This is a genomic window from Patescibacteria group bacterium (assembly GCA_028716665.1).
Classification (GTDB): domain Bacteria; phylum Patescibacteriota; class Patescibacteriia; order UBA2591; family JAQUPP01; genus JAQUPP01.
This window is the reverse complement of sequence record JAQUPP010000002.1, coordinates 266416-291341: the sequence shown is the minus strand read 5'-3', so window position 1 is coordinate 291341 and position 24926 is coordinate 266416. Positions and strand designations below refer to the sequence as shown.

Genomic DNA, 24926 nt, shown 5'->3' with positions numbered 1-24926 from the left:
AAAGGAGGAAAAATGGAACATTGTAATTATTGTGGAAGTGAAAATACTCATGAAACTGACGCTTGGACAACAATTTGTTTAGATTGCGGAAAAGAGTTTTGTCCATGGATAAAACCAAAATTTCGTCAAATATGGATGAATAAAGATGATATTTCAGAAATTTGGAAGAAAAAAGTTGGCGGAAATCTAGATAGTTGCGGCGGAACAAGGTGAAATAAAAAGGAGGGAAAAATGAAAGAAAAGAAAAAGGTTTATCCTTTAAGAGAAGCGCGGAAAAGTTCAACAAAAGAGATAAATGCAGAAATGGCTCTAAAAAAGAAAGCGAAGATAAACAAATTTTTGGAAAAAGAAAATGAAAAGGAATTTAAGCCATTAATCGGTAAAAAAGTGAAGGTTCGTATAGACCTTTTGGCTTTCCCGGGTCCAAACTATTTAGACGTAATTGGGATTCTAAAAACTGTGGAGTTAGAATTAATTACCATAGAAATTGACCGAGTTGCTCGTGCTCGTAGTCAATTTCCAGAGGACTGGCCTAAAAATGGACGGATTCATAAAAGTCAAATACAGACAATCACAGAACTCTAATCTAAAAGGGACTGACGTTAAAACGCCAGTCCCTAATTCTTTATAAATAATAATGTCATTTTTAAAATAAAAAAAGTTAAATCATTTCTCACGGCCGTGAGAAATGATTTAACTTTATAAATTACAATATAAACGTCAAATAATAAAAATATGCTTATTAATAAGCATATTTTTATTGCGTCAAATCTTAAATTATTATTTATTTAAGACAACCTTAATCGCTTCATCAATATGTTTGACGAAAATAAATTGCAAATCTTTTTTAACTTTTTCCGGCAATTTTTCCAAATCTTTTTTATTTTCCGCGGGAAGAATTATTTTTTTCAAACCGGCTCGATGAGCGGCTAAAATTTTCTCTTTCACTCCCCCGATTTCCAAAACCTTGCCGCGCAAAGTTATTTCACCCGTCATTCCAACTTCTCTTTTTGTTGATCTGTTAGTCAAACAAGAAATAAGCGAAATGGCCATGGCTACGCCGGCCGAAGGTCCGTCTTTCGGTGTGGCGCCTGCCGGAACATGAATGTGCAAATCAAAATTTTTATAAAAATCTTTATTTATTTTTAATTCTTGGCAATGGCTGCGAGCGTAAGAAAAAGCGGCCTGAGCAGATTCTTTCATCACCTCTCCCAAATGACCGGTTAAAATCAAATTGCCTTTGCCCGGCATTTTTGTGGATTCAATAAAAAGAATTTCGCCTCCGGCTGAAGTCCATGCTAAACCCGTGGCCACGCCAACTTCGTCTTTTTTCTCGGCCAAAGTAGGTTGAAAAACAATCGGTCCGAGATATTGGTGAAGATCTTTCGGTCCGATAACTTGATTTTTTTTGGCTTCTTTTGAATCTTCGGTAATTTTCTTGGCTATTTTGCGGCATAATTTCGCCAGCTCTCTTTCCAAATTTCTTACTCCTGCTTCGCGAGTATAACCTGTGGCCACTTCTCTGATCGCTTCGTCAGTAATGGTGAATTTTTTGGCATCAAGTCCGTGAGCGGCAATTAATTTCGGCATTAAAAACTTTTTGGCAATATGAAATTTTTCCTCTTCCGTATATCCGGGGAATTCAATAATTTCCATTCTGTCTCGCAGAGCGGGCGGAATGGTGTCTAAAACATTGGCCGTGGCGACAAACATCACATCAGAAAGATCAAACGGCAATTCAATATAATGATCTGAAAAAGCGAAATTTTGTTCCGGATCAAGAGCTTCAAGTAAAGCTGAAGAAGGATCGCCCCTGAAATCAGCTCCGATTTTATCAATTTCATCCAGCATAAAAATAGGATTATTGGCGCCGGCATTTTTAACGCCTTGAATAATTCTGCCCGGCAAAGCTCCGACATAAGTTCGGCGATGTCCTCTGATTTCCGCTTCGTCTCTGATTCCGCCAAGCGACATTCTGACAAATTTTCTGCCCATTGCCCGAGCAATGGATTTGCCGACTGAAGTTTTTCCGGTGCCCGGAGGTCCGGCAAAACAAAGTATCGGTCCTCTGATTTTTTTCGCCAATTTGCAAACAGCCAGATGTTCCAAAATTCTTTCTTTAACATCTGTAAGTCCGTAATGATCTTCATTTAAAAATTTTTCCGCTTTTGAAATATCAAGTTCGGTTTTTGATTTTATGTTCCAAGGCAAAGAAACCAGCCAATCAAGATATGTTCTGATGTAAGAAATTTCCGGAGAAAAAGAAGGCATGGCGATTAATCTTTCCAATTCGTCTTGAGCGACTTTCTTGACTTTTTCCGGCATTTCCGCTTTTTCTATTTTCTTTTTTAATTCCGCGATATCGGCCCGCTCGCCCATTCCCAACTCTTTTTGAATGGCTTTCATTTGTTCATGTAAAATTGCTTCTCGCTGAACTTTATTAATGCTTTCATTTGTCTTTTTTTCTATTTTTTTCGCCACTTGTAAAACTTCCAATTTATGGCGAATGGCTTCATTAACCAATTCTAATCTTTCTTTCAAAGAAATTTCTTCCAAAATTTTTTGTTTTTCCGATACTTCCAAACTTAATGAAAAAGCGATCAAATCTATTTTTGCTGATTGTTTCGGACTGGAAAAAATAATTGATAAAGTTTCAGTCGGAATGGACATTCCCAAAGCCACGCATTTCTTAAAATAATCTTCAATATTATGAAGCAAGGCCTCGCCCTCCAAAGTCAATTGTTCAACATCCAAAATTTCTCTGACTTCAACTATGGCGCAATCATTTTTTGGAAAAATATTTTCTATTTTCACCCTCGCCTGACCTTCAACCATGGCGATAATCGTTCCGTCGGGCATTTTGTGGTTTTCCAAAATTTTCACCAATGTTCCCATTGAATGAATATCTTCCAAACTTATTTGCCCTTGAATATTTCTTTTTCGCCAAGCCAAAACCGCCATTCTTCCTTTGTGTAAAGATTCTTCCACTGCGATTTGAGAATATGAACTCTTAAAAACCACCGGAACAGTGGTCCCGGGAAAAATAACCTCATTGCGCAGAGGAATTAACGGATATTCTTTTTTTGTGCCAAAAATCATAATAGTTCTTAGTTATTAGTTTTTAGTTTTAGTTTATTAGTTTCTGGTTATAAACGAATAACTGAATAACCATAACCATCAACCAAAAACTATAAACTGTTTATATTATAACTCTTTTGAAATTAAAATCAAGACTCTCACTTGACCCCCTCACCTATAACACTGATAAACACTCAGCTCTGTATTTTTAAATCTCTAAATTTAAAATTTTGATATAAATAAAAAAAATACCTTAAATAGAAATAAATTGGCTTCGTGTTTTAAAAAATATATCAGTGTTTGGTGAGGGGGTTGACAAGAGGCGAAAAATTTGCTTAAATATTTATATAATAATCGATAAACTTTGTTCCTTACAAAAGGAGGAAAAATGAATATACAAATATCAACTTGGATACCAATTAGTATGATGGTAGCAGGAATAGGATTAGCGCTTGGTGGCAATTGGTTTATAATATATAAAGTGAAAGATAAGAACATAAAAAATATGATAACGTTTATAGTAGTACTACTGAGTGTTCTCTTGATATTCTTTGGGACTATCTGGGGAAGCCTTTCAATATTTATTAAAACTGGTTTAGTAAAGTAGAAAAGGGGGAAAAGATGAAAAAACTAATTTGGGCCGAATTATTTGCTATTATCGTTACAATTGTAATTTTTGGAATTGGGTTTTACTTTCAAAAATATAAATTTCCGTTTGCTACCCTTGCTGATTCTGTCTGTATCGCCGCCTTTACGTCTGGCTTTATTACCCTATTCTTTGCCGCTATTCAAGAAGACTTTTTTGCCTATGAATCCTCTGCGGCTTTCCTAGTTTCTGCTTTCGCCGCCCTTTTCATCTTTGCTTCTTTCTCTTCCGCCATCGTTCGCTCAATTCTTTTCTTTATTGTCGGTATTTTTGCCCTAATCTCTTTCAGGGCCGTCTTACGTCTGGGATTTAAGAAGAAAAATGTTTTAATATCGGCTGTATTAGAAATATTTTTAATCTGGGTAGGATTTTGGTTGGTGACAGTTATTATTTAAATCGAAAACAAAATATAGCCCTGGCGCATCGTCGCCAGGGCTATTGATTTTAACTTGACAAAAACCAAAAAATTTGCTATTATATTTATATATAATAACCGTTAAATTAGTTATTTAACAATTCAACAAAAGGAGAAAAAATGAAAAAACTAATTTGGACTGAGATTATCAGTCTTATTGTTGTGATTAGTATATTTGCTATAACATTAAATCTAAGAAGTGGAGATGTTATGTCTGCGGGTGGTTTAACTCTTGCTATTCCTTGTATTCTACTTTGCTTTACTGGTACTACTGCTATTCCTATCATCTTACCTGCTGTTGTTTTTAGTGTTTTTATCTTTTTAACTTTTTTTGCAACCTCTCTGGATGTTCTTATTATTCTTATTATTGGTGTTGCCTTTCTTGCCCGTCGATTCATTATTGAAGTCGATTACATTGTCAATGAATTGGGTATAAAAAAGAGCGCCCTGTTTATTTCCGTAATCCCCGAAATTATTCTAATCTGGTTAGGATTTTGGTTGGTGACAGTTATTATTTAAATCGAAAACAAAATATAGCCCTGGCGCATCGTCGCCAGGGCTATTGATTTTTCAAAATTATTCCCAATATTCCTTTTTTTACCCCCTTAGGCCATCAGATTGCGCCGCAAAGAAAAGCGTCACGGAGTCCGAGTGGTCCGCCAGCTGGCGGAGTCTTTTCGTGCGGCCAACCTAATGGCCGCCCCTCTTCCCTATTTTTAACTTTCTGGTATAATAATTCTATGTTTTTAAACGGGAAAAAAATAGCCAAAACAATACTTCAGGACCTGAAAACAACGATTAAAAGGCAAAGGACAAAACCCTGCTTGGCAGTAATTCTAATCGGCAAAGACCCGGGCTCAATAGTTTACGTCAGATTAAAAGAAAAAGCGGCCCAAGAAATCGGCATTAAATTTGTTCGTTTTGATTTGAAAAATAACGTCAGCCAAAAAAAAGTTTTGGATTTAATTCAAAAACTTAATTCCAATTCTCATGTTCACGGCATTATTATCCAATTCCCTCTTCCCAAACATTTGAATTCAAATTTAATCGCTCAATCAATTTTGCCAGAAAAAGATGTTGACGGTTTTGTTAAACAATCTCTTTTCTCTTCACCTGCTCATTTAGCTGTTTTAAAACTGATTCAAGTCGCGAAAGAAAAAAAACCTGCCTGCCGGCAGGCAGGGAGAACAGCGGTGATTATTTCCAAGAATCCGATTTTCGCTCAGCCATTGGCCGAATTATTGATTCGCCAAAAAATAAAATCTCAATGCGTTTATTTGGTTAAAGGAAAAATAAAAAATCCAACAGCAATAAAAAAAGCGGATATTGTGATTGTCGCTATCGGCAAACCTCATTTTATCAAATCAGAAATAATCAAAAAAAATGCCATTGTCATAGACGTTGGTTATAACCGAGTTAATAACAAACCGGCCGGAGATGTTGATCCAAAAGTTGCCTTAAAAGCTTCTTACTTTTCGCCTGTTCCCGGCGGCATTGGTCCGCTAAGCGTCGCATTTTTATTAAAAAATACCTATTTAGCAACAGTTAAGAAATAATTAATTAATAAAAAAATTTATATGTCTACATCTCAAATTCTCAACATTGTTCAAATCGTCGTTTCCGCTGTTCTTATCAGTGGAGTGCTTTTGCAAGCAAGAGGCGGAGGTGCGTCAGGATTATTCGGCGGAGGCGGTGGCGGTGATGTTTATCACACCAAACGAGGACTTGAAAAAATTATCTTCGCGATTACTGCCGTAGCCGCAGTTGCCTTTCTCATCTTGGGAGTGGTTCAATTAATTATCGCCAAGTAAAGGTTATTAAACCATTTTTTGCCTGTGCTCGCTCGGAAATAAAAATTTACTATTTTCATTTCCCTCGCTCGCTTGGCAATAGAAAAACTCTCCATGATCAAAAAAATTGTACAAAGATTGAAAAATCGGTTTGTTGCTATTCCGGAATTTGAGCACCGAATTTTCAAACAAATATTCAATAAAAAACATCCGACTTTAAAACAAATAAAATATGTCGGGCGTTTTCTGACTATTCAAGAGAAAAGAGTTGTTATTGTTCTGACATGCCTGACTCTTTTTTCTTTTATTTTTCTTGTCGGGCGTTTTTGGTTTTTTAATTTACAAACAAAACCTATCAGCGGCGGATATTATATTGAAGGATCTGTCAGTGAGCCAAAATTTATTAATCCTCTTCTCGCTTCCGATGACATGGATTTGGATTTATCCCGTTTGATTTTTTCCGGACTTTTAGAATATAATAAAAACTTGGAATTAAAACCTGATTTGGCTGAAAATGTTTCGGTCAGCCAAGATAAAAAACAATACACAGTTTGTCTTAAAAAAAATATATTTTGGCATGACGGAGAAAAATTAACCCCTGAAGACATATTATTCACTTTTAATTTGGCTCAAAGTGATGTTTCTAAAAGTCAATTTAAATCCTTGATTAAAGAATCAGAAGCTCAACAGCTTGATGAAAATTGCGTTCAATTTAAATTAAAAAATCCTTCAGACGCTTTTATGTCCGCCCTTGCCTTGGGAATTTTACCAAAACACATTTGGCAAAATATTACACCGGAAATTTTTTCTCAATCAGAATTTAATCTCAAACCAATAGGAAGTGGTCCGTTTCAATTTAAATCTTTAACCCAAGACAGATCTAATGTTATTAAAGTATATACTTTGGAACGCAATGAAAAATTTTACGGACACGTGGCAAATCTACAAGAAATAACTTTTAAAATTTATTCCGATTTCAATCAAGCAGCCAAAGCTTTAAAAAATCAAGAAATTATCGGTCTGGGATATGCTCCTAAAAAAATAAGAGACGAAGTGTCCGGTCTTAAAAATATCAAACATTACCCCCTTAACTTGCCATATTATACTGTTATCTTTTTTAATCTTAAAGATCAAAATTCTCCTTTAAAAGATAAATCTGTTCGAGAAGCATTGGCTTATTTAACACCCAAAAATCAAATTTTTAAAAATGTTTTAAACGAAGAAGGGCAAATTATAGACAGCGCTATCCTCCCTTTTTCTTCCGCTTACAATCCGAATATTACAAAATACAGTTTTAATCCGTCTTTGGCGGAAAAAACTTTAACTCAAGCCGGTTGGCAAAAAAATCAGCGGGGAATTTTTGAAAAAAACGGACAAGAATTGGAAATAACTCTCACTACGGTCAGTCAGCCTGATTTGGAAACAACTGCTAAATTAATTCAAACCGCCTGGCAAGATATCGGCATTAAAATAAAATCAATTACCATTTCACCGGACCAAATTGCTGAAGTTATCAAAGCGCGTAATTTTCAAAGTTTTCTTTATGGCGTTTTGGCTAATTCCGATTCCGATCCTTATTTTCTTTGGCATTCTTCGCAAATCGCGCCTCCGGGTTTGAATTTAAGCGGTTTTAATAATAGAAAGGCTGATGAATTATTGGAAAAAGCGGAAAAAACAAAAGGAAATAATTTAGGTAAAAAATATTGGGGCGACTTTCAAGAAATTATCGCTGAAAATATTCCGGCCGTTTTCTTATACAATACCACTTACAGCTACCTGGTTGATAAAAAAATAAAAGGGATAGATATCAATTATATTCACCGACCATCAGATCGTTTTATCAATATTGAAAATTGGTATATTAAAACAAAGATGGTTTGGAAGTAGGCCCACGTGGTGGAACCCCGCCGCGAAAAGCGGGGCAAGTTGGTATACTTTTGCCGGAGTGGTGAAACTGGTATACACGCAGCGTTCAGAGCGCTGTAAGCGCAAGCTTATGAGAGTTCAAATCTCTCCTCCGGCACCAAATAAAAAATTATTAAAATAATATGCTGCATCAAAAAAACTTATCAATTGTTATTTCTTGTATTGATTACCGTTTTTGGCCTCAGGCCTTACCGCTTTTAAAAGAAAAATACGGCCACTTTGATTTGATTACAATAGCCGGAGCGATCAAAAATTTAACTTCGCCGGCTAAAAAAGAAAACAAAATAACTCTTTTGGAAAATATCGGAATATCTATAAAATTGCATCACCCGCACTCAATAATTTTGGTGAATCACATAGATTGCGGAGCTTATGGCGGAAGTAAAAATTTTAAATCAGAAAAAGAAGAAATTGAATTTCACAAGAAAGAATTGGAAAAAGCCGAGAAAATCATTCGCAAAAAATTCCCGCAATTAGCGGTTAAAAAAGAATTTTTAACAGTAAATAAAGAAAAAATAAAGTTTTTATAATTTATAAAAAATAGCTAATTTAATTATTAATTAGCTATTTTTTATTTTTAATAATCTTGACAAAAAATAAATATTTGATAAAATTTACAATACTTTATAATTAATTTAATAAAAATTATGTTGATCACTGTATTTTGTATCAGTTTAACAGGCCTAATCGTTGCTTTTTTTCTAGCGCGCTTTGTTTTAAAAAGCGACCAAGGTTCGGATAAAATGCAAGAAATCGCTCTGGCTATCAAACAAGGAGCAATGGCATTTTTAAAAAGACAATATTCAACCATTGCTTTAATTACTTCTTTGTGCGCCATTTTAATTTTTTGCCTTTACGCGTTTAATGACGATCTTAATTTGGGAGTTAAAACAGCCATCGCTTTTATCGCCGGCGCGTTTTGTTCCGGCTTAGCCGGTTTTATCGGCATGTATATTTCAGTACGAGCCAATTTGCGCACTGCCGTCGCTTCCACGAAAAATGTTGATTTGGCGGTAAAAATGGCAATGCGAGGCGGCGCTGTTTCCGGAATTTTAGTCGTGGCTTTATCGCTTTTAGGCGTAGCCGGACTTTTTGTTTTATACGGCGGTTTAAAAAATCCTGAAATCGTTCCATTAACAATTGTCGGTTTTGGATTTGGCGCGTCACTGGTGGCGTTATTCGCTCAATTGGGCGGAGGAATTTACACCAAAGCGGCTGACGTCGGCGCTGATTTAGTCGGCAAAGTTGAAGCCGGCATTCCCGAAGACGATATCAGAAACCCGGCTGTTATCGCTGATTTGGTTGGTGATAATGTCGGAGATTGCGCAGGCCGCGGAGCGGATTTGTTTGAAAGCACGGCTGCGGAAAATATCGGCGCCATGATTTTAGGAATTGCTTTGTTCCCAATTTTCGGTTTAGCCGGAATCATTTTTCCTTTGGTTGCCCGCGCTTTCGGATTAATCGCTTCCATTTTTGGAATAATGATTGTAAAAGTTAAAGGCAGTGAAGATCCGATGAAATCTTTAAATCGCGGATTTTATTTAACCGCTGTTTTAGCGGCAATCGGTTTTGGTTTTGCCACTCATTGGCTCTTGCATTCACATTGGTTATTATTTTTCACTTGCGGCCTAGTCGGTCTATTGACCGGCGTCGCCTTTTTATTAATCACTCAATATTATACCGAATATCGTTATCGTCCTGTTAAATCAATTGCTCAAGCATCAACAACCGGAGCTGCGACAAATATTATTTCCGGTTTTGCTGTTGCTTTAGAAAGTACTGCTTTACCGGCTGTTGTAATCAGCGCCGCGCTTTTGGGTTCTTATTGGCTGGGAAAAATGTCAGGTTTGAATCAGGGCGGACTTTATGGCACGGCTATTGCCACAATGGGAATGTTATCTACTGCGGCTTATATTTTAGCCATGGACACTTTTGGTCCGATTACCGATAATGCCGGAGGAATTGTTGAAATGTCGCAAGCATCTCCTGAGGTGCGCAAAATTACCGATCGTTTGGATTCTGTCGGCAACACGACTAAAGCTTTAACAAAAGGTTATGCTGTCGGTTCTGCCGCATTGGCTGCGTTCTTGCTTTTTTCCGCTTTCTTAACCGACGCTCATTTAACAAGTATTGACTTGGCCAAACCGGCTGTTTTCACCGGCGGATTATTGGGAGCAATGTTGGTTTTCCTTTTTTCTTCTTTGGCTATTCGCGCAGTCAGCCGCGGTGCTTACTATATTATTAATGAAGTGCGTGATCAATTCAAAAAAAATCCGGATATTATGAAAGGTTTGGCTAAACCGGATTATGCTCGCTGCGTTGATATTACCACCAAGGGCGCTTTAAAAGAAATGATTTTACCTGGCTTGGTGGCGATTTTATTGCCGACTTTAATCGGTATTATTTTCAAAGCCGAAGTAATCGGCGCCTTTTTAATGGTTGCTACGATTGCCGGAATTTTATTGGCTTTGGTTTTAAATAACGGCGGCGGAGCTTGGGATAATGCGAAAAAATTCATTGAAATCGGAAATCTCGGCGGCAAAGGTTCAGACACGCACAAAGCCACAGTTGTCGGCGACACAGTCGGCGATCCATTTAAAGACACCGCCGGTCCTTCGCTTCATGTTTTGATTAAATTGCTTTCCACTCTAACTTTGGTTTTATTGCCTTTATTCTTATTGAAATAAAATTTGACAAAAACCGAAAAATTTGCTTAAATAATAACAGTTCTTAAAAATAAAAAAGTCTGCAAATCAGCAGACAAGGAGGAAAAATGGCAAAACCTATTTCCGTCAGTCGACAATTTCCATTTGGTTGTGTTTGTGAAAAAATTCTTCACGAACTTAAAAAGCGTAATTGGCAAGTACCCGGCATCAAAGTGGAATTCGATGAAGAAGAACTTTTTTGCGTGAGGTATGTCAGAGGACAAGATTTTGAACTCTATTTTTATTATAAACCCCGTCCTATAACTGATGGCGCTATTGCGTTTATAACCAGAATCGTGATTCCCAAAAAGCAACTCAATGTCTATGAAGACGAATCCGGCCCTACTTTCTATCTCTATGTCGGCGACAATTGGGAGCGAGATCGCGATAAATTTATAAATAACGTAAAGGTTAACAGCAAGCTCAGAAAAGAACCGAGAATGTATCTTGAATACAAAGGTGAATGCCATTGCGGAAAAAATAGTGAAGACAAATTCGATAGAATACCGCATACGCATCCAAGATGCCGACCTCCTCTTCTGGTGCATACTAATGATTTGGGTCGTGAGTATGACCCTGAAGGTAATGAACCGAAATCATTCAGCACTGCCAAGGTAATGGATGAATTCAGACAATATCTTAATAAAATTGTCTTGAAAAAAATTATGTCTCATCCGATTGAAAAATAACAAAAAAGGAGGTGAAAAATGGATGGTATCAAAAAAATTAATAGAGCGTCGACAAAATTACGTTCTAAATATACTGAAAAAATAGAAGAACTTACTCAAGAGATGGCCAAAGATTTCATTGCCTTATTTCCAAAATATGGAGTAACGCTTTATCAACGGATAGAGAATGGATATACTAGCTCTCCGGAATATTGTATGTTGTTAAGAAGTTGGCTTAATATGATAGAAGGCAATTTTGGGTTTAGTATGACCATTGCGATTGAAAAAGAATTTTGTAAAAACGGGCCGAAACAATTGAAAAAAAGAATCCTGAAAAATTAAAAAAATAAAAGGGCGAATAAATATAATTCGCCCTTTTTTAATTGAATAAAACGGGGTTGACTCTCACACCAGAATGGCGATTAGCGCCTTTGGACACAAATAAAAAAATATTGCCATTTGGTGTGGGGGTTGACAAAAATTGATTTTTATGATAAAATAATGACTAAAGTTAAAGCCGAATAATCGCTTTAATAAAAAGCACTTTAAAAAAAGCCTGCTATTGGCAGACAGGGAGGAAAAAATGGAGAAACCGTATATTGGAATTACGGGTTTTATGAAACCGGAGGAAGTTTCTGAAATTTTATTAAAGGTGAAAATACCGGAAAACAGAAAAATCATGGTCGGAGTTTTGGCAAATTCCAAAACCCTAGGGGGTTTAAAAAATGAAAAATTTCCCGGCCGCTATCCATCATTGAATCAAATTTACAAAATTTTCCCCGACAACCCACAAGTTCTGAGTTTAATCCATTTTAACACCAAAGAGAGGGATATTCTTTATGACCAGCTGGGAAAATTAACTGCTATAAGCGGTCAATATCTGCATGGTTTTCAACTTAATATGGCCTGGCCGGATCCTTATGTTTTGAAGATGTATCGGGCAAAAAATCCCGGAGTAAAAATAATCTTGCAGATTGGGAATCATGCTCTCGAAATGGTTGGTCATAATCCTCAAGAATGTGCCAATAGAATAATGAAATATAAAGGATTTGTGAATCATGTTTTATTGGACTCCAGCGGCGGTTATGGCAGAGTATTGGATATATTGGAGACGAAAAGATATCTTGATGTTCTAATGCCTACGATAAAAAATATGGATGTAGGAATTGGGATAGCCGGCGGTTTGAATCCGGATACGTTGCATCTGATTGAACCAATTATTAGGAATTTCCCAAATGTGAGCATTGATGCCGAGGGTGGACTCAGAGACAGTAACGATCATCTGAAATTGGATAAAGCTATCGCCTATCTGCAAACGGCAATAGAAATGTTTGAAAAATAAAACAAATCCCCGAACTAAACTTAGTTCGGGGATTTTTAATTTTAAAATTATTCTCTATTTTATTTTAGATATTCCAATAATTTTTCCAGCGGCTGAGTATTGATTATATCTTTTTTCTCCGCCCAACCTCGCCTGGCTTGAGCAATGCCGAATTCCATAAGTTTCATCTGGTCTCTGTGATGCGCATCCGTATTGATAATCATTTTTACTCCCATTTCTTTTGCTCGGCGGATATTCTGATCGTTTAAATCCAATCTCACCGGATGAGCGTTAATTTCCAAAATTGTGCCTGTTTGTTTTGCCGCTTTTAAAATTTCGTTAAAATCAATTTGATACTCTTCTCTTTTCTTGATGATTCTGCCGGTCGGATGCGAGATAATATCAATATTCGGATTTTTCATCGCCTTGATTATTCTGGCCGTCATTTTTTCTTTGCTTAATTTAAAATTGGAATGAACGCCGGCAATGACAAAATCTAATTTCTTTAAAACCTCATCTTTAATGTCAACTGAACCGTCATTTAAAATATTTGTTTCGCAGCCGTGCAAGATGCGGAATTTGGAATTTTGCTCATCCACTATAACTTTAGTGGAGGTAAGAATCTTGCCAGCCCGAGGCTGGTCGGCCTTAGGCCGAAATTTGGAATTTAATTTTTCTATTTCTTCGTGCTGTTTTAAAAGTTGTTTCTCGTCCAATCCATTTTCAATTCTTAAAAATTTTGTGTGATCGGAAATACCAATATATTCATAACCCATTTCCATGGCTTTATCAGTCATTTCAAGAATCGTATTTTCTCCGCCATCCCAATTGGAATGACAATGCAAATCGCCCTTAATATCATTATAATCGATAATTTTCGGCAAATTATTTTTTAAAGCCGCCTCTATCTCTCCTCTGTTTTCCCGCATCTCCGGGGGTATCCAATTCATATTGAGAGCTTTATAAATTTCTTCTTCGGTTTTTCCGGCAATCATTTTTGAACCGCGAAAAAGTCCGTATTCGGAAAGTTTTAATCCTTTTTCCATGGCTATTTTCCTGACAACAATATTATGATCTTTTGAACCGGTGAAATATTGAAGAGCCGCGCCATAACTGTTTTTTGGCACAACTCGAATATCCATATCAAAACCGTTATTCATTCTGACTGAAGCTTTTGTCATACCTTTGCCCCAAACTTTTATTACTCCGGGCAAAGAAACAAAAAAATCCATCACTTTTTTTGGATTTTCCGAAATTACCAAAAAATCAACATCGCCGATGGTTTCCTGTCTTCTTCGCAAAGAACCGGCCATGTCCACTTTTTCCACTTCTTTTAAATTTTCCAATTTTTGATAAATTTCTTTGGCCATGGGCAAAATTTCCCCCAAAAGAAATCTCCCCTTACTCCTTTTTAAAAACTCAATTCCTTCCAAAATATTTTTTTCAGTTTTTTCGCCAAAGCCGAAAAGCGGAGCGATTTTGTGCGACTGAGCCGCTTTTTCCAAATCTTTCAAATCTTTAATCTTTAATTTTTCGTAAAGTATTTTTATTTTTTGAGGACCCATTCCTTCAACCGCCGTTAATTCATCTATTTTAACCGGTGTTTGTTTTTTTAATTTTTGATAATATTTTATTTTGCCTGTTTTTAAATATTCTTCCATTTTCAAAGCAATACTCTCGCCCACTCCGGGAATTTTCTCCAAGCCTTTTAGTCCGTCTTTGTGATAAATATCTTCCGCTGATTCTTCCAGTGTTTCCAAAGTAAGGGCCGCTTTTTGATAAGCATAGGGTTTAAAAGACACTCCTTGCATTTCAAGGTATTCGGCAATTTCGTAAAATATTTTTGCTAATTCTTGATTTATCATACCCTTCTATTGTAAATTACTCACACAAATTGACAAGCCTATTATCATTATGTATAATATAATCATGACTTTATTCAGCGGAGTACAACCGACCGGAATGCTCCATATCGGAAATTATTTTGGAGCAATTAAAAATTGGGTAAAACTTCGAGAAAAATATCCAAGCATTTTTTGTATTGTTGATTATCATGCCATCACTGTGCCTTATGACCCGAAAACAATGCAAGATAAAATTTTAGATTTGGCCATGGATTACATCGCCTGCGGTATTGACCCAAAAAAATCAATTCTTTTTGTTCAATCGCAAATTCCGGAAGTAACCGAATTGGCTTGGATTTTAAATACGATTACTCCGATTGGCGAACTTCGCCGCATGACTCAATTTAAAGAAAAAAGCCAAGAACATTCGGAAAGCGTCAATATGGGGCTTTTTGATTATCCAGTTTTAATGGCTGCTGATATTTTGCTTTATAAGGCGGGAATTGTCCCGGTTGGCGAAGATCAGGTCCAACATTTGGAATTAACCAGAGAAATTGCCAGAAGATTCAATAAAACATTCGGTCAAACGTTTCCCGAGCCAAAATCAATTTTAACTCAAGGATCGCGAATTATGAGTTTGACTGATCCGACCAAAAAAATGTCAAAATCTCACGGTCCGGAAACTTATATTTCTTTATCCGATTCGCCGGAAATTATTTTTAAAAAACTTTCCACTGCCATGACTGATCCGGCTCGTCAGAGAAAAACCGATCCTGGCACGCCTGACAAATGCAACCTTTATCATCTCCATCAATTGGTTTCTTCTTCAAAAGAATTGGATTATATTGCCAAAGGCTGTCAAAAAGCGCAAATCGGCTGTTTGGAATGTAAAAAATTATTAGCTGATAATTTAGCCAAAGAATTGGCGCCAATCCAGAAAAAAATAAAAGAACTGGCAAAAAATCCGGAGAAAATAAAAAAAATTCTGGCTGACGGAACTGAGCGAGCCAGAAAGATTGCGCAAAAAAACATGATTGAAATCAAGGGAAAAATGGGATTGTTATAAAACTATGCTCGAAACATTAGAAAAACCACAATTTATACCAGAAAAAGAGCCCCAAAAAACGCCGGAAAAAATACTTCAAGACGTCCTACCCACTGCCTGGGAAGAGGCGTTAGAATTTGCCAAACAAAAAAATTTTGCTACTGAAGAAGAAATTAAAAAAAGAATTGAATTAGCGAAAAAATACAATATAGAAATAGAACACTTCTTTTATAACCCTGATACGTTAGGGTATACTATAGAAGTAGAAGATCAAATAAAACCAGTTAGTAACGAATCAGTCTTAACCAATAATTTTTGTCAGGAATTTTCACGGCAAACTAGAACTCCAGTATTGGCTATTTTTAACGCTAGGGCCGGCACGATTTATAGTTATGGTCCCTCTTCCCTTAATACCCAACTTAATTTTCAATTTGAGAAATTATCCGACAAAGAAAATATTCCCGATGAGCAGAAACAAAAATTTATTGATGGTCTTCGTCAAAAATTTGCTCAAGATGTACAAAAAACTAAAGAATGGCAATCAAATAAAAAATTGGCTATTCTGAATACAGCACAAACCTGGATAGAAAATAATAAAATCGATAGTCTTGTCTTAAGTATAAATAATTTTCGGATTAAATCTACCAAGGCCTCACCCAATGCGGATCTTAAATATACCTCTTTCGATTCAGTACCCTCTCAGACACAAAAATGTTGGGAAAATCACTCTACAATATTAATTGATGCATCAAAAGCAAGCAAGCCTGGTTCTTTTTCTAGATTTGAAGATGAATATTGTCGAGAGATAAAAAAATTTCCTAAACTGTGCTTCTTACCTGCGTCCCAGATTGAACAGAAAGTAACTGAGATTATAAAAGAAACCCAAGAGACAAACCAATCTCACGACGGAGACCCTTCTGAAAAGTCTTTAATTTGTTTAAACTCATATCGCAAAAATCGTCGATGGGCTAATGACTATTTGTGGTGGGATAATTTTTCATGGGTTTTAGGAAAGATGGGAAAAAAATTTAGGCACCGCAAAAATGTTGAACTACCAGAAGGAGAACAGCCCAACCTACCTACCGAAAAAATCATTAAAACTGCTGAGCGTGTAGAATATTTATCAGAAAAAATAAAAAATACCCTGCGTTATTATATGCGGGACGAAAAAGGAGAAAACTGGTTTGAAAGAGAATTTAATGGATTAATGATTGCTAAGGGGCTAAAACCTGGGACAGAAGAATATCTAAAAAAATTCCGCGCCTGGGTGCCATATGAAACTTATGAGCATAGTGGCCTTGATAATAAAGAAAAAGAACTGATTGAAAAAGAATTTACTCAAGCAATAGCGTTTACTCCAGGGCTAAAACATGGAACAAAAGAATATGAAGAAAGATATAAAAGATATTTAGAAATATATCTTGCTTTTACGCCGCACAAAACCTATGAAGCTGGTAAGGCCAAACTTGATAATAAAGGTTACCCCATCCCCAGAGCAGAAGAAATTGCAGCAAAAGCAGCCGAAGATGAGTTGACCCGCATTGAGGAAGCAATGCAAGAATTAAAAGAGGTTTGAACTATAAACAAAACAAAAAACAGAGTTGACGGATTTATAAAAAATGTTATAATAATTTCAGTAAAAAAAAGGGGGTGATAAAAATGAAAGAAAAAATACAGAGTTTTCGTATCGTGGGGGCAGGAATTAACGAAGAGTACGATAATGTAAAAATATTGGAAATTACAGCAGACGCCAATGGTAAACCGATCATAATTATCTTCAAAGATAAAAATGTAAACGTTGACGGCTCTCATGTTGAAAAAAGCACTGCTTATATAGCAGTATGCCACACGGTGATATTTAAGGACGTAGAAATAGATGAGGACTGGCAAAAAAAATAAAAAATAAAGGGGTTGCTAATAAGCAACCCCTATTTAATTAAGTAAGTATTTAATTTTTTTGATGATACGAATTGTAACGGCCGTTACTTTTTGTATCCTTTCTATTTTTATGCTGTTTTGATAATTCTACTAATTTTTTTAAATTCCTCTTCTGCTTTTTCTTTATTTTCAGCTTCAATCACCAGTCGCAATAATGGCTCTGTATTTGAAGGACGAATATTAAACCACCAGCTTGTCCCGCCCTTTACGGCGGGAGAACTCCAATAATCCACGGTCAAACCGTCCAACCAATCTTGTTTGCCGTCTTTATATATTTCAGCTATTTTTTTAATAATTGCCTGGCTATTTTTTACTTCAAAATTAATTTCTCCGAGGCGGTAATAACGTTTAAAATTATTGATTATTTGCGAAAGCGGTGTTTTGGTCGCTGATAAAATTTTTAACATTAAAAGCAAAATTAATCCTCCGCATTCAACATAAAAAGTATCGCGGAAACAAATGTGTCCTGAAATTTCACCGGTAAAAATCGCCTGATGTTTTTTAGCTATTTCTTTGACTAACGATTGGCCTGTTTTGGTGCGCAACGGTTTTCCGCCCATTTCTCGAATTATTTCCGGCACGCTTTTTGAACAAATCAAATTATAACCAATGGTCGCTCCCTGCTCTTTCTTAAGAAAATAAGAAGCAAACAAAATAATAAGCATATCGCCGCTCACCGCTTGTCCTTTTTCGTCAATAAAAATCGTTCTGTCTCCGTCACCGTCATAAATTAATCCGAAATCCGCTTTCTGTTTTATCACTTCTTTTTGTAAATCACGCGTGCTTTCGGGAAGAAGCGGGTTCGACGGATGATTTAAAAAAGAGCCATCTTGATTGCAATAAAGACAAGTTAATTTAATGGGCAACTTTTTCGCCAATGATTTAACTATTTTACCGGCCATGCCGTTACTGGCGTCAACCACCACTTTTAACGGTTTAATTGAACTGATATCTTCTAAATTCAAAATATATTTCAAATAGTGCGGCACAATATCTTTTTTAATAACTTTGCCGTGATGTTTAGCTTTTATAAATTGATTCTTGAGCGCCAATTCTTTAATTTGCGGAATTCCCCAATCAGCGCAAAGACATTTGGAATCTTTGGCCATCATTTTAATGCCAATATATTCCGGCGGATTATGACTGGCGGTAATCATCGCCGAGGCGTCAGTTTTAAAATAATGGAGCGCAAAATACAAAGCATCAACCGGAACTTTGCCAATATCAATAACATTTGCCCCCTGATCAATTACGCCCTTAGAAAATGACTTGAAAATTTTAGGCGCGGCCAAACGGCAATCGCGGCCGACAACTACTTTGAATTTGGAATTTGGAATTTGGAATTTGGAACAAAGAAAATCAACAAAAGCACGACCTATTTTATAGGCCGCGTCTTCATTAAAATCCTTCGGGTATATTCCCCGAATATCATAAGCGAGAAAAATTTTTTGATTTATGCTTGACATTTTTATAAAATATGTTATTTTGAAATAAAGGAGGAAAAATGAAAAAACACTTTTTAAGATTTTTTAATAACTGTGTATCTGCTATTTTCACGGTTGTTGCTCTTATTAGTCTCGTATTGGTTTTAATATTTAATCCCACCGCAATATTCGGCGTTATCGCTTTAATGATTATTTGTTTACTTGTAGCTTATTGGTTTGGTTCTGCCGAGGATACAATAGGGGAAAAAATAAAGCCCTGGTTTTAACTGGGGCTTTTTATTTTTCCGGAAAATGCTTTTTAATTTCAGGTTCAATTTGAGCTAAAAATTCTTCAGTTGGTTTGCCGGTTAAATCATCAAAACTGTGATCAGGACAAGCCAAATAAAAACCAACCACTTCTTTATGTTCGCGCTGAGCTCTAGCGTCGCATTTTTCTTTTAAATGGATCATTTCTTCAATATCTTTATTGGAAATATGAATATTTTTTTCTTTTCCATAATGGACGATATTCGGGTGAGAAATTTCATCAGTTGAAATAAAAATGGGTTTTTCCGTGCCGCGAATATATTTAGTCTGAACCGGATTTGGATTATCGCCTGGGAAATGAACCTTTAAATCGGTTTTTTCAAAAGCGTCTTCCCATGGAGGAGGCATTTCCGGATTTAATCCAAAATGTTCCATCATTTTATAAACTCCGACTTGGCCGATAACCCCTTTTTTATAAATAAAAAATGAATTATCGGAAAATAAACGATTTAATCTGTCACACTCTGACCAAAATGAACCAAGAAGTTCCTTATTTTCTCCTGCATGAAGAACGCAATGAGTTATGGTAAATTGCCATTCGGTCAATTCGCGCATAGATTTTTGAAAATTCTTTTTTTGTTCCGGCGTCCATCGGGCATCTCTGGGCAATTCAACTAATTTTTTTTCACCTTCCGCCATGTCTTTAATGCCTAAAAATGCCGCAATCATAGACTCGGCTCCGGGATTTTCATTAATGCATTTTTCGCGTAATTCATCATATTTTTTATCAAAATCCTGCTCACTTGTTTTCACTTTTAAAGTCCTGATGTCTTCGTATATTTGCCTTAATATCAAACCAACCGATTTGTGTTTGGGATTTCTTGTTTGTTCAAATTGTCTATTGCCTTCAACCATATATTTTAATTACTTCTTAGCAATTATAACAAGATTATGGCCTTTTGTCCAATTGGATTTTTTGCCTTTTTTCGTGTAATATTCGTCAATTATTTTTCCGCCCGCCGATATTATCAATTTTCTCAACTCTTTAAAAGTAAAAGCGTGATAATATCGCCAAATTTTTCGCGGCGGTATTTTCCAAGGAATGAAAAAATCTCCCCTGTCCAATTTTTTAAATCGCCAATTAAAAATCGCTGGCCAAAGTTTATATTTAAAAATCAATTTCGGCTGCCACAAATTCCAAACCGTACAAATTAAATATCCATCTTTTTTAAGCAATTGATAACAATCTTTTAAAACTTTCAAACGAAGCTCTTCTGAAGGAATATGATGCAAAGACGCAATGGCGAAAATAACATCAAACTGCTCGCTTTGAAACGGTAAATCTATAATATCGCCGACAATAAATCGGTGCTGATTAAATCTTTGCTTGGCAACATTAATCAATGGTTCGCATTTATCAAGTCCGGTATATTGAATATTTTTATCTTTCAATAATCCCAATAACCTGCCGTTTCCGCAGCCCAAATCCAAAACCTTGTCCCCGTCTTTAACGTATTCCAAAAAAGACTCCATTTCCTGCCAATAACGAGCCCTGGAAGCGGAAAATTCTTGAGCCGACTCATTATAGGCATCTTTGGAATTTTCTAAAATTTGTTTGGCTTTTTCTAACTTCATGTACCAAAATTATTTAAAAATTTAAGTTATTTATAACGCAAAATTTTTAACTATAATTTTGCGTACCGAGCACTCAGTATTATTTTACTTATTAATTTATATATAATTCAACCCACTTATAAATTTACTCTTTAAGTAGTTAAAATAGTGCTGAGTGCTTGGTAAAGGTTTTGTTGCTAAAATTTCTGCTCCGCCCAAGTTGGCGGATTGAAATTTATAGACAAAGCCCTTCTATTTTATCACTTTTAACCAATTAAAAAAGGGTAAATTCCGTAGAATTACCCTTTTTATTTATAAATCTCACTTTTGCCAAGGCCACATATTCATAATTGCAGTAAACATACCCGTCGCCATCATTCCCAACCCGACTACTGCCCCTATCCCAGCAAGAACGCCCACTTTAAAACTAAAAGTATACATCTCGTTTGCCATCCAGCTACAATAACCCAAAAGTACAAACCCTACTATTGCCAAAAAAATTCCCACTATCCTTTTCATTATCTCCTCCTTTTTTTATTATTTTTTTGGTGGCAGTGGTGGGAATCGAACCCACTCGGTTCACCAGTCACCCTTCCGAGTTGTACTCCTGTACTTACCGGTCACTGCCAATTTAACGAACAAAATTGTTAAATTATTATATTTATACAATAACACATTTTTTAGCTTTTGTCAAGTAGATAAAATTGGGGGATGGTCTTTTTAGACCATCCCTTGTTTTTGTTTGTTTATCTTTCGTATATTTTAATCCATTCGGTTATCCATTTAATTTCTTTATCAAACCGCTTTTGGATGCTTGTATTATTCTTCGGCACCGGCCAAAGATCATCTTCGCAGAAACCATACTTATCTACTTTCCCATCCATATTACTATCTTGAAAGCATTCCATTCTTATTTCTCCGTCTCCCAATACTTCATTACAATACATAATTAACGGACCCGTCACCTCTATCTCTTCTCCCTTTCTGATAGGGTCTGTTCCGACAGTAACTACGACTGACTTTATGTCTGGTATCATCCCCTCAATCCAAAAGTCTTGATAATACCAACCTTCTTCCTGCTTTAAACATCTTGGATGGTCCTGCAAGACATTCAAAAAATTATTGAATGTTGAATCACTCGGACCAACGCTGGTACAAATAGCAATTAATAATACGATCATTTTTACCCCCTTTTATATTATAATAGCAAATTTTTAACTTTTGTCAAGATGCGGGATTTACAAATTTCATAAAAAAATCTATAATAAATATAATAATTAAATGCTAATCACTACAAATTTATTTTTACAAATAATTACAAATTTAATAATTATTCGTAAAAATTTGTAATCTATTAGATTTGTAAGGATTCGTATTTAAAATCTTATGAATAATAAATCTAAAATCAATTTATTAGTCAAACAGCTTGCTCAAAAACCAATCGCTTCAGGCGAGGATTTTTTGAAATTAAAACAAAAATTAAGCAATGAAATATCAATCTCGCCTGTCGGCAATATTGATATTTTAAATACTTACAAAAAATTAAGATTGCTCAAAAAAATTAAAAAAAGTTTTTATCTGGAAAAACAACTAAAAAAAAGACCGGTGCGCAGCCTTTCCGGCGTGGCTGTAGTGGCCGTTTTAACCAAGCCTTGGCCTTGCCCGGGAAAATGCATTTATTGCCCAACGGAAAAAAATATCCCAAAAAGTTATTTGGCCGGCGAACCCGCGGTTGAACGGGCTTTAACCTTAAAATATAATCCTTATCAGCAAGTTAAAAAAAGAATTGAAGTCCTGGAACAAAACGGACATCCGACTGATAAAATTGAATTAATCGTTATCGGCGGCACTTGGAGCTATTTGCCTAAAAAATATCAATATTGGTTTATTAAACGTTGTTTTGACGGCGCCAATGGCCGAACAAGCAAGAATCTGGCCATTGCTCAAAAAGTAAATGAAAGGGCGCATCATAGAATCATTGGCCTAACGCTTGAAACAAGACCTGATTTTATCAATCCCAAAGAAATTATTCAAATGAGAGAATTAGGCTGTACCAGAGTAGAAATCGGCGTTCAGGCGATTGATGATAAAATCTTGAAAAAAAATCAACGCGGACATAATGTTCAAAGAATAATTGAAGCCACTAAGCTTCTAAAAGACGCCGGATTTAAAATTTGTTATCACATTATGCCCGGACTATACGGTTCTTCAGTAAAAAAAGATTTGGCAATGTTTAAAAGAATATTTGATGATCCGAATTTCAGGCCTGATATGCTAAAAATCTATCCGTGCGTGGTTACCAGAAATTCCAAATTATACAAAATCTGGAAACAAAAAAAATATAAACCTTATTCCAATCGCCAATTGATCGATCTTATAGTTAAAATGAAATTACTGGTGCCGCATTACGTAAGAATTAATCGGGTTATCAGAGATATCCCGTCTTGGCAAATCAGGGGCGGAAGTAAAATTTCAAATCTGCGCGAAGTATTGGATAAAAATTTAAAAAAATTAGGCAAAGAATGCCAATGTATCCGTTGCAGAGAAATCAAGGATTCAAAATTTGAAGCTAAAAATTTAAAAATGAAGATCAGAGAATATTCTGCTTCCGGCGGAAAAGAAATTTTTCTTTCTTGTGAAAATTTCAAAACGAATAAATTAGCCGCTTTTTTACGTTTAAGAATTTCCAAACCATATCCCATTATTCGCGAAGTTCATACTTACGGCGAACTTATTCCGATCAGTAAAAAATCAGTCGCCGTCCAACATTTGGGATTTGGGAAAAAATTAATGCGCGAGGCGGAAGAAATAAGCGAAAAATTAGGTTATAAAAAAATCGCCGTTATCGCCGGCGTTGGTGTGCGTGAATATTACAGAAAACTTGGTTATAAACTGGAAAAAACTTATATGGTAAAGAGTTTGACTTATTAACTTAGTTAGCTTATTTACTTATCAACTTATTCTATATCACCGATTTTTGCCACTACCCTTTTCACTATTTCCTCCATGTGTATGCCGCGAGAACCTTTTATTAAAACAATATCCCCTTCTTCAATTTCTTGACTTATACTCTCTCCGGCTAGAACAGAATTTTGATAAATTTTAATTTGATCTTGATTTAATCCTGCTTCTTGAGCCGCTTCAACAACCGTCTCAGCTTCTTTCCCAATAAAAACCAAATAATCTATTCCTGCTTTAGCGACATTTTTACCTAAATTTAAATGCTCTCCGCGGCTTGCCGCGCCTAATTCCAACATATCACCCAAAACAGCCCATTTCTTGGCATCCGGCTGTTTTTTTATTTCAGCCAATGTTTCTAAAGCGCTTTGAGCGGCAACCGGAGAAGAATTATACGTATCATCAATAATCAAACTATTATTAATGCCTTTTATCACTTTCATCCGACCGGGCAAGGGACTAAAATCATTCAAAGCTTCAGATATTTCAATTAAATTAAGATCTAAAATAATACCAACCGCAATGGCCGCCAAAGCAGAATAAGCTTGAGACCGAGCAATAATATTCGGTAAAAACACCGGTACGATAGATCCCTTGTAGTTTACCTTAAATCTTAATCCTTCAATTTTATATTTACCGTCCTCCCACTCCTGATCTAAAATAATTTCTATAGCCTTAACATCTGATTTTTCCGACAAACCATAAGTTAAAATTTTAGCTTCTGTTTTATTTTTCATCGATATTACTCTCTCATCGTCAGAATTTAAAATAGCCCAACCAGTTGGCAATAAATGACTGATAATTTCTTGTTTTTCCTTGGCCACATTTTCTATGCTTTTGAAAAATTCCAAATGCGAAGAACCGATAGCCGTGACAACACCGATATTGCAAGGCGCAATTTTGGTTAAATATTTTATATCACTCGGATGATCAGCGGCCATTTCCAAAATTAAAATTTTAGGATAAGACTTTTGAAAAAAAAGAATTATTCCCAAGCTGTTAAAAAAAACTTTGAACCAACTGATTAAATTCTTACCCGGCGCGTCTTGACCCAAAATTGTTAAGGGTACGCCGATTTCATTATTATAATTTTTAAAATTTCGCCGGCAGACAAAATGATTTTTAAGAACTTGATAAATCGCCTCCTTGGTGGACGATTTGCCGACGCTTCCGGTAATACCAATAATCAGCGGTTTATATTTAATAATCGCCTGTTTGGCAAAAAATTTTAATAATGTTTGAATAAATTTTTTCATTTAATTAATGGTTTATGATTTTTAGTTAATG

General features: G+C 35.8%; 25 protein-coding genes and 2 tRNA genes. 19 read left to right on the top strand and 8 right to left on the bottom strand.

Features of this window, described 5'->3' with window-relative positions:
• The first annotated feature begins 12 nt into the window (after window positions 1–12).
• Window positions 13–213 (top strand): hypothetical protein, encoded by a 201-nt coding sequence (locus PHF10_04635; protein ID MDD5535007.1) that lies wholly within the window; start codon window positions 13–15, stop codon window positions 211–213.
• Window positions 214–231: 18 nt separating this feature from the next.
• Complete coding sequence (locus PHF10_04630) at window positions 232–585, top strand: hypothetical protein (GenBank protein ID MDD5535006.1); 354 nt, start codon at window positions 232–234, stop codon at window positions 583–585.
• Between the two features lie 195 nt (window positions 586–780).
• Here the strand turns inward: PHF10_04630 and lon are convergent, their stop codons facing one another.
• Window positions 781–3099, bottom strand: a complete 2319-nt coding sequence (gene lon / locus PHF10_04625; GenBank protein ID MDD5535005.1) for an endopeptidase La — start codon at window positions 3097–3099, stop codon at window positions 781–783.
• Window positions 3100–3466: 367 nt separating this feature from the next.
• On the opposite strand from lon, the gene PHF10_04620 reads away from it, so the two are divergent.
• From PHF10_04620 to PHF10_04565, 12 genes are all read left to right on the top strand, one after another.
• Window positions 3467–3685: a hypothetical protein gene (locus PHF10_04620; protein MDD5535004.1), complete on the top strand. Its 219-nt coding sequence runs from the start codon at window positions 3467–3469 to the stop codon at window positions 3683–3685.
• Window positions 3686–3699: 14 nt separating this feature from the next.
• Window positions 3700–4119, top strand: a complete 420-nt coding sequence (locus PHF10_04615) for a hypothetical protein (GenBank protein ID MDD5535003.1) — start codon at window positions 3700–3702, stop codon at window positions 4117–4119.
• Window positions 4120–4259: 140 nt separating this feature from the next.
• Window positions 4260–4658, top strand: coding sequence for a hypothetical protein (locus PHF10_04610; protein ID MDD5535002.1), 399 nt, complete (start codon window positions 4260–4262; stop codon window positions 4656–4658).
• Window positions 4659–4879: 221 nt separating this feature from the next.
• Window positions 4880–5695: a bifunctional 5,10-methylenetetrahydrofolate dehydrogenase/5,10-methenyltetrahydrofolate cyclohydrolase gene (locus PHF10_04605; protein ID MDD5535001.1), complete on the top strand. Its 816-nt coding sequence runs from the start codon at window positions 4880–4882 to the stop codon at window positions 5693–5695.
• A 21-nt stretch (window positions 5696–5716) separates the two neighbouring features.
• Window positions 5717–5950: a preprotein translocase subunit SecG gene (gene secG, locus PHF10_04600; GenBank protein ID MDD5535000.1), complete on the top strand. Its 234-nt coding sequence runs from the start codon at window positions 5717–5719 to the stop codon at window positions 5948–5950.
• A gap of 93 nt (window positions 5951–6043) precedes the next feature.
• Complete coding sequence (locus tag PHF10_04595) at window positions 6044–7816, top strand: ABC transporter substrate-binding protein (GenBank protein ID MDD5534999.1); 1773 nt, start codon at window positions 6044–6046, stop codon at window positions 7814–7816.
• Between the two features lie 52 nt (window positions 7817–7868).
• Window positions 7869–7955: transfer RNA gene (locus PHF10_04590), tRNA-Leu, on the top strand.
• Window positions 7956–7977: 22 nt separating this feature from the next.
• Entirely contained in the window at window positions 7978–8385 is a 408-nt protein-coding gene (locus PHF10_04585) for a hypothetical protein (GenBank protein MDD5534998.1), read from the top strand.
• A 117-nt stretch (window positions 8386–8502) separates the two neighbouring features.
• Window positions 8503–10542 (top strand): sodium-translocating pyrophosphatase, encoded by a 2040-nt coding sequence (locus tag PHF10_04580; GenBank protein ID MDD5534997.1) that lies wholly within the window; start codon window positions 8503–8505, stop codon window positions 10540–10542.
• 86 nt (window positions 10543–10628) lie between these two features.
• Window positions 10629–11249 (top strand): hypothetical protein, encoded by a 621-nt coding sequence (locus PHF10_04575; protein ID MDD5534996.1) that lies wholly within the window; start codon window positions 10629–10631, stop codon window positions 11247–11249.
• A gap of 18 nt (window positions 11250–11267) precedes the next feature.
• Window positions 11268–11570 carry a hypothetical protein gene (locus tag PHF10_04570; GenBank protein MDD5534995.1) on the top strand — a complete coding sequence of 101 codons (303 nt, stop codon included), beginning with the start codon at window positions 11268–11270 and terminating at the stop codon, window positions 11568–11570.
• A 241-nt stretch (window positions 11571–11811) separates the two neighbouring features.
• On the top strand, window positions 11812–12570 hold the full coding sequence (locus PHF10_04565; protein ID MDD5534994.1) for a hypothetical protein: 759 nt from the start codon (window positions 11812–11814) through the stop codon (window positions 12568–12570).
• Window positions 12571–12629: 59 nt separating this feature from the next.
• Here PHF10_04565 and PHF10_04560 read toward each other — a convergent pair whose 3' ends face one another.
• Window positions 12630–14414, bottom strand: a complete 1785-nt coding sequence (locus tag PHF10_04560; GenBank protein ID MDD5534993.1) for a PHP domain-containing protein — start codon at window positions 14412–14414, stop codon at window positions 12630–12632.
• Between the two features lie 49 nt (window positions 14415–14463).
• Between PHF10_04560 and trpS the strand changes: the two genes are divergently transcribed.
• The 3 genes from trpS (at window position 14464) to PHF10_04545 (ending at window position 17337) form a co-directional block, all read left to right on the top strand.
• Window positions 14464–15459 (top strand): tryptophan--tRNA ligase, encoded by a 996-nt coding sequence (gene trpS, locus PHF10_04555; GenBank protein ID MDD5534992.1) that lies wholly within the window; start codon window positions 14464–14466, stop codon window positions 15457–15459.
• A 4-nt stretch (window positions 15460–15463) separates the two neighbouring features.
• Window positions 15464–17014: a hypothetical protein gene (locus PHF10_04550; protein ID MDD5534991.1), complete on the top strand. Its 1551-nt coding sequence runs from the start codon at window positions 15464–15466 to the stop codon at window positions 17012–17014.
• Between the two features lie 83 nt (window positions 17015–17097).
• Window positions 17098–17337 carry a hypothetical protein gene (locus PHF10_04545; GenBank protein MDD5534990.1) on the top strand — a complete coding sequence of 80 codons (240 nt, stop codon included), beginning with the start codon at window positions 17098–17100 and terminating at the stop codon, window positions 17335–17337.
• 107 nt (window positions 17338–17444) lie between these two features.
• On the opposite strand, the gene PHF10_04540 is transcribed toward PHF10_04545, so the two are convergent.
• Window positions 17445–18842, bottom strand: a complete 1398-nt coding sequence (locus PHF10_04540; protein MDD5534989.1) for a phosphomannomutase/phosphoglucomutase — start codon at window positions 18840–18842, stop codon at window positions 17445–17447.
• 38 nt (window positions 18843–18880) lie between these two features.
• Here PHF10_04540 and PHF10_04535 point away from each other — a divergent pair, with 38 nt between their 5' ends.
• Window positions 18881–19087, top strand: coding sequence for a hypothetical protein (locus PHF10_04535; GenBank protein ID MDD5534988.1), 207 nt, complete (start codon window positions 18881–18883; stop codon window positions 19085–19087).
• Window positions 19088–19097: 10 nt separating this feature from the next.
• On the opposite strand, the gene PHF10_04530 is transcribed toward PHF10_04535, so the two are convergent.
• The 4 genes from PHF10_04530 to PHF10_04515 all read right to left on the bottom strand — a co-directional run bounded on the left by PHF10_04530 (window position 19098) and on the right by PHF10_04515 (window position 21718).
• Entirely contained in the window at window positions 19098–19982 is an 885-nt protein-coding gene (locus tag PHF10_04530) for a hypothetical protein (GenBank protein ID MDD5534987.1), read from the bottom strand.
• 9 nt (window positions 19983–19991) lie between these two features.
• Complete coding sequence (locus PHF10_04525; GenBank protein MDD5534986.1) at window positions 19992–20702, bottom strand: methyltransferase domain-containing protein; 711 nt, start codon at window positions 20700–20702, stop codon at window positions 19992–19994.
• A 525-nt stretch (window positions 20703–21227) separates the two neighbouring features.
• Window positions 21228–21309: transfer RNA gene (locus tag PHF10_04520), tRNA-OTHER, on the bottom strand.
• Window positions 21310–21427: 118 nt separating this feature from the next.
• Window positions 21428–21718 carry a hypothetical protein gene (locus PHF10_04515; protein ID MDD5534985.1) on the bottom strand — a complete coding sequence of 97 codons (291 nt, stop codon included), beginning with the start codon at window positions 21716–21718 and terminating at the stop codon, window positions 21428–21430.
• Between the two features lie 349 nt (window positions 21719–22067).
• On the opposite strand from PHF10_04515, the gene PHF10_04510 reads away from it, so the two are divergent.
• Window positions 22068–23612, top strand: coding sequence for a tRNA uridine(34) 5-carboxymethylaminomethyl modification radical SAM/GNAT enzyme Elp3 (locus PHF10_04510; protein MDD5534984.1), 1545 nt, complete (start codon window positions 22068–22070; stop codon window positions 23610–23612).
• A 26-nt stretch (window positions 23613–23638) separates the two neighbouring features.
• Here the strand turns inward: PHF10_04510 and PHF10_04505 are convergent, their stop codons facing one another.
• Window positions 23639–24895 carry a UDP-N-acetylmuramoyl-tripeptide--D-alanyl-D-alanine ligase gene (locus PHF10_04505; GenBank protein MDD5534983.1) on the bottom strand — a complete coding sequence of 419 codons (1257 nt, stop codon included), beginning with the start codon at window positions 24893–24895 and terminating at the stop codon, window positions 23639–23641.
• Window positions 24896–24926 lie beyond the last annotated feature (31 nt).

Coding starts and splice junctions, on each gene's coding strand:
- PHF10_04635 (MDD5535007.1), top strand. CDS start 13: ATGGAACATTGTAATTATTGTGGAAGTGAAAATACTCATGAAACTGAC.
- PHF10_04630 (MDD5535006.1), top strand. CDS start 232: ATGAAAGAAAAGAAAAAGGTTTATCCTTTAAGAGAAGCGCGGAAAAGT.
- lon (MDD5535005.1), bottom strand. CDS start 3,099: ATGATTTTTGGCACAAAAAAAGAATATCCGTTAATTCCTCTGCGCAAT.
- PHF10_04620 (MDD5535004.1), top strand. CDS start 3,467: ATGAATATACAAATATCAACTTGGATACCAATTAGTATGATGGTAGCA.
- PHF10_04615 (MDD5535003.1), top strand. CDS start 3,700: ATGAAAAAACTAATTTGGGCCGAATTATTTGCTATTATCGTTACAATT.
- PHF10_04610 (MDD5535002.1), top strand. CDS start 4,260: ATGAAAAAACTAATTTGGACTGAGATTATCAGTCTTATTGTTGTGATT.
- PHF10_04605 (MDD5535001.1), top strand. CDS start 4,880: ATGTTTTTAAACGGGAAAAAAATAGCCAAAACAATACTTCAGGACCTG.
- secG (MDD5535000.1), top strand. CDS start 5,717: ATGTCTACATCTCAAATTCTCAACATTGTTCAAATCGTCGTTTCCGCT.
- PHF10_04595 (MDD5534999.1), top strand. CDS start 6,044: ATGATCAAAAAAATTGTACAAAGATTGAAAAATCGGTTTGTTGCTATT.
- PHF10_04585 (MDD5534998.1), top strand. CDS start 7,978: ATGCTGCATCAAAAAAACTTATCAATTGTTATTTCTTGTATTGATTAC.
- PHF10_04580 (MDD5534997.1), top strand. CDS start 8,503: ATGTTGATCACTGTATTTTGTATCAGTTTAACAGGCCTAATCGTTGCT.
- PHF10_04575 (MDD5534996.1), top strand. CDS start 10,629: ATGGCAAAACCTATTTCCGTCAGTCGACAATTTCCATTTGGTTGTGTT.
- PHF10_04570 (MDD5534995.1), top strand. CDS start 11,268: ATGGATGGTATCAAAAAAATTAATAGAGCGTCGACAAAATTACGTTCT.
- PHF10_04565 (MDD5534994.1), top strand. CDS start 11,812: ATGGAGAAACCGTATATTGGAATTACGGGTTTTATGAAACCGGAGGAA.
- PHF10_04560 (MDD5534993.1), bottom strand. CDS start 14,414: ATGATAAATCAAGAATTAGCAAAAATATTTTACGAAATTGCCGAATAC.
- trpS (MDD5534992.1), top strand. CDS start 14,464: ATGTATAATATAATCATGACTTTATTCAGCGGAGTACAACCGACCGGA.
- PHF10_04550 (MDD5534991.1), top strand. CDS start 15,464: ATGCTCGAAACATTAGAAAAACCACAATTTATACCAGAAAAAGAGCCC.
- PHF10_04545 (MDD5534990.1), top strand. CDS start 17,098: ATGAAAGAAAAAATACAGAGTTTTCGTATCGTGGGGGCAGGAATTAAC.
- PHF10_04540 (MDD5534989.1), bottom strand. CDS start 18,842: ATGTCAAGCATAAATCAAAAAATTTTTCTCGCTTATGATATTCGGGGA.
- PHF10_04535 (MDD5534988.1), top strand. CDS start 18,881: ATGAAAAAACACTTTTTAAGATTTTTTAATAACTGTGTATCTGCTATT.
- PHF10_04530 (MDD5534987.1), bottom strand. CDS start 19,982: ATGGTTGAAGGCAATAGACAATTTGAACAAACAAGAAATCCCAAACAC.
- PHF10_04525 (MDD5534986.1), bottom strand. CDS start 20,702: ATGAAGTTAGAAAAAGCCAAACAAATTTTAGAAAATTCCAAAGATGCC.
- PHF10_04515 (MDD5534985.1), bottom strand. CDS start 21,718: ATGATACCAGACATAAAGTCAGTCGTAGTTACTGTCGGAACAGACCCT.
- PHF10_04510 (MDD5534984.1), top strand. CDS start 22,068: ATGAATAATAAATCTAAAATCAATTTATTAGTCAAACAGCTTGCTCAA.
- PHF10_04505 (MDD5534983.1), bottom strand. CDS start 24,895: ATGAAAAAATTTATTCAAACATTATTAAAATTTTTTGCCAAACAGGCG.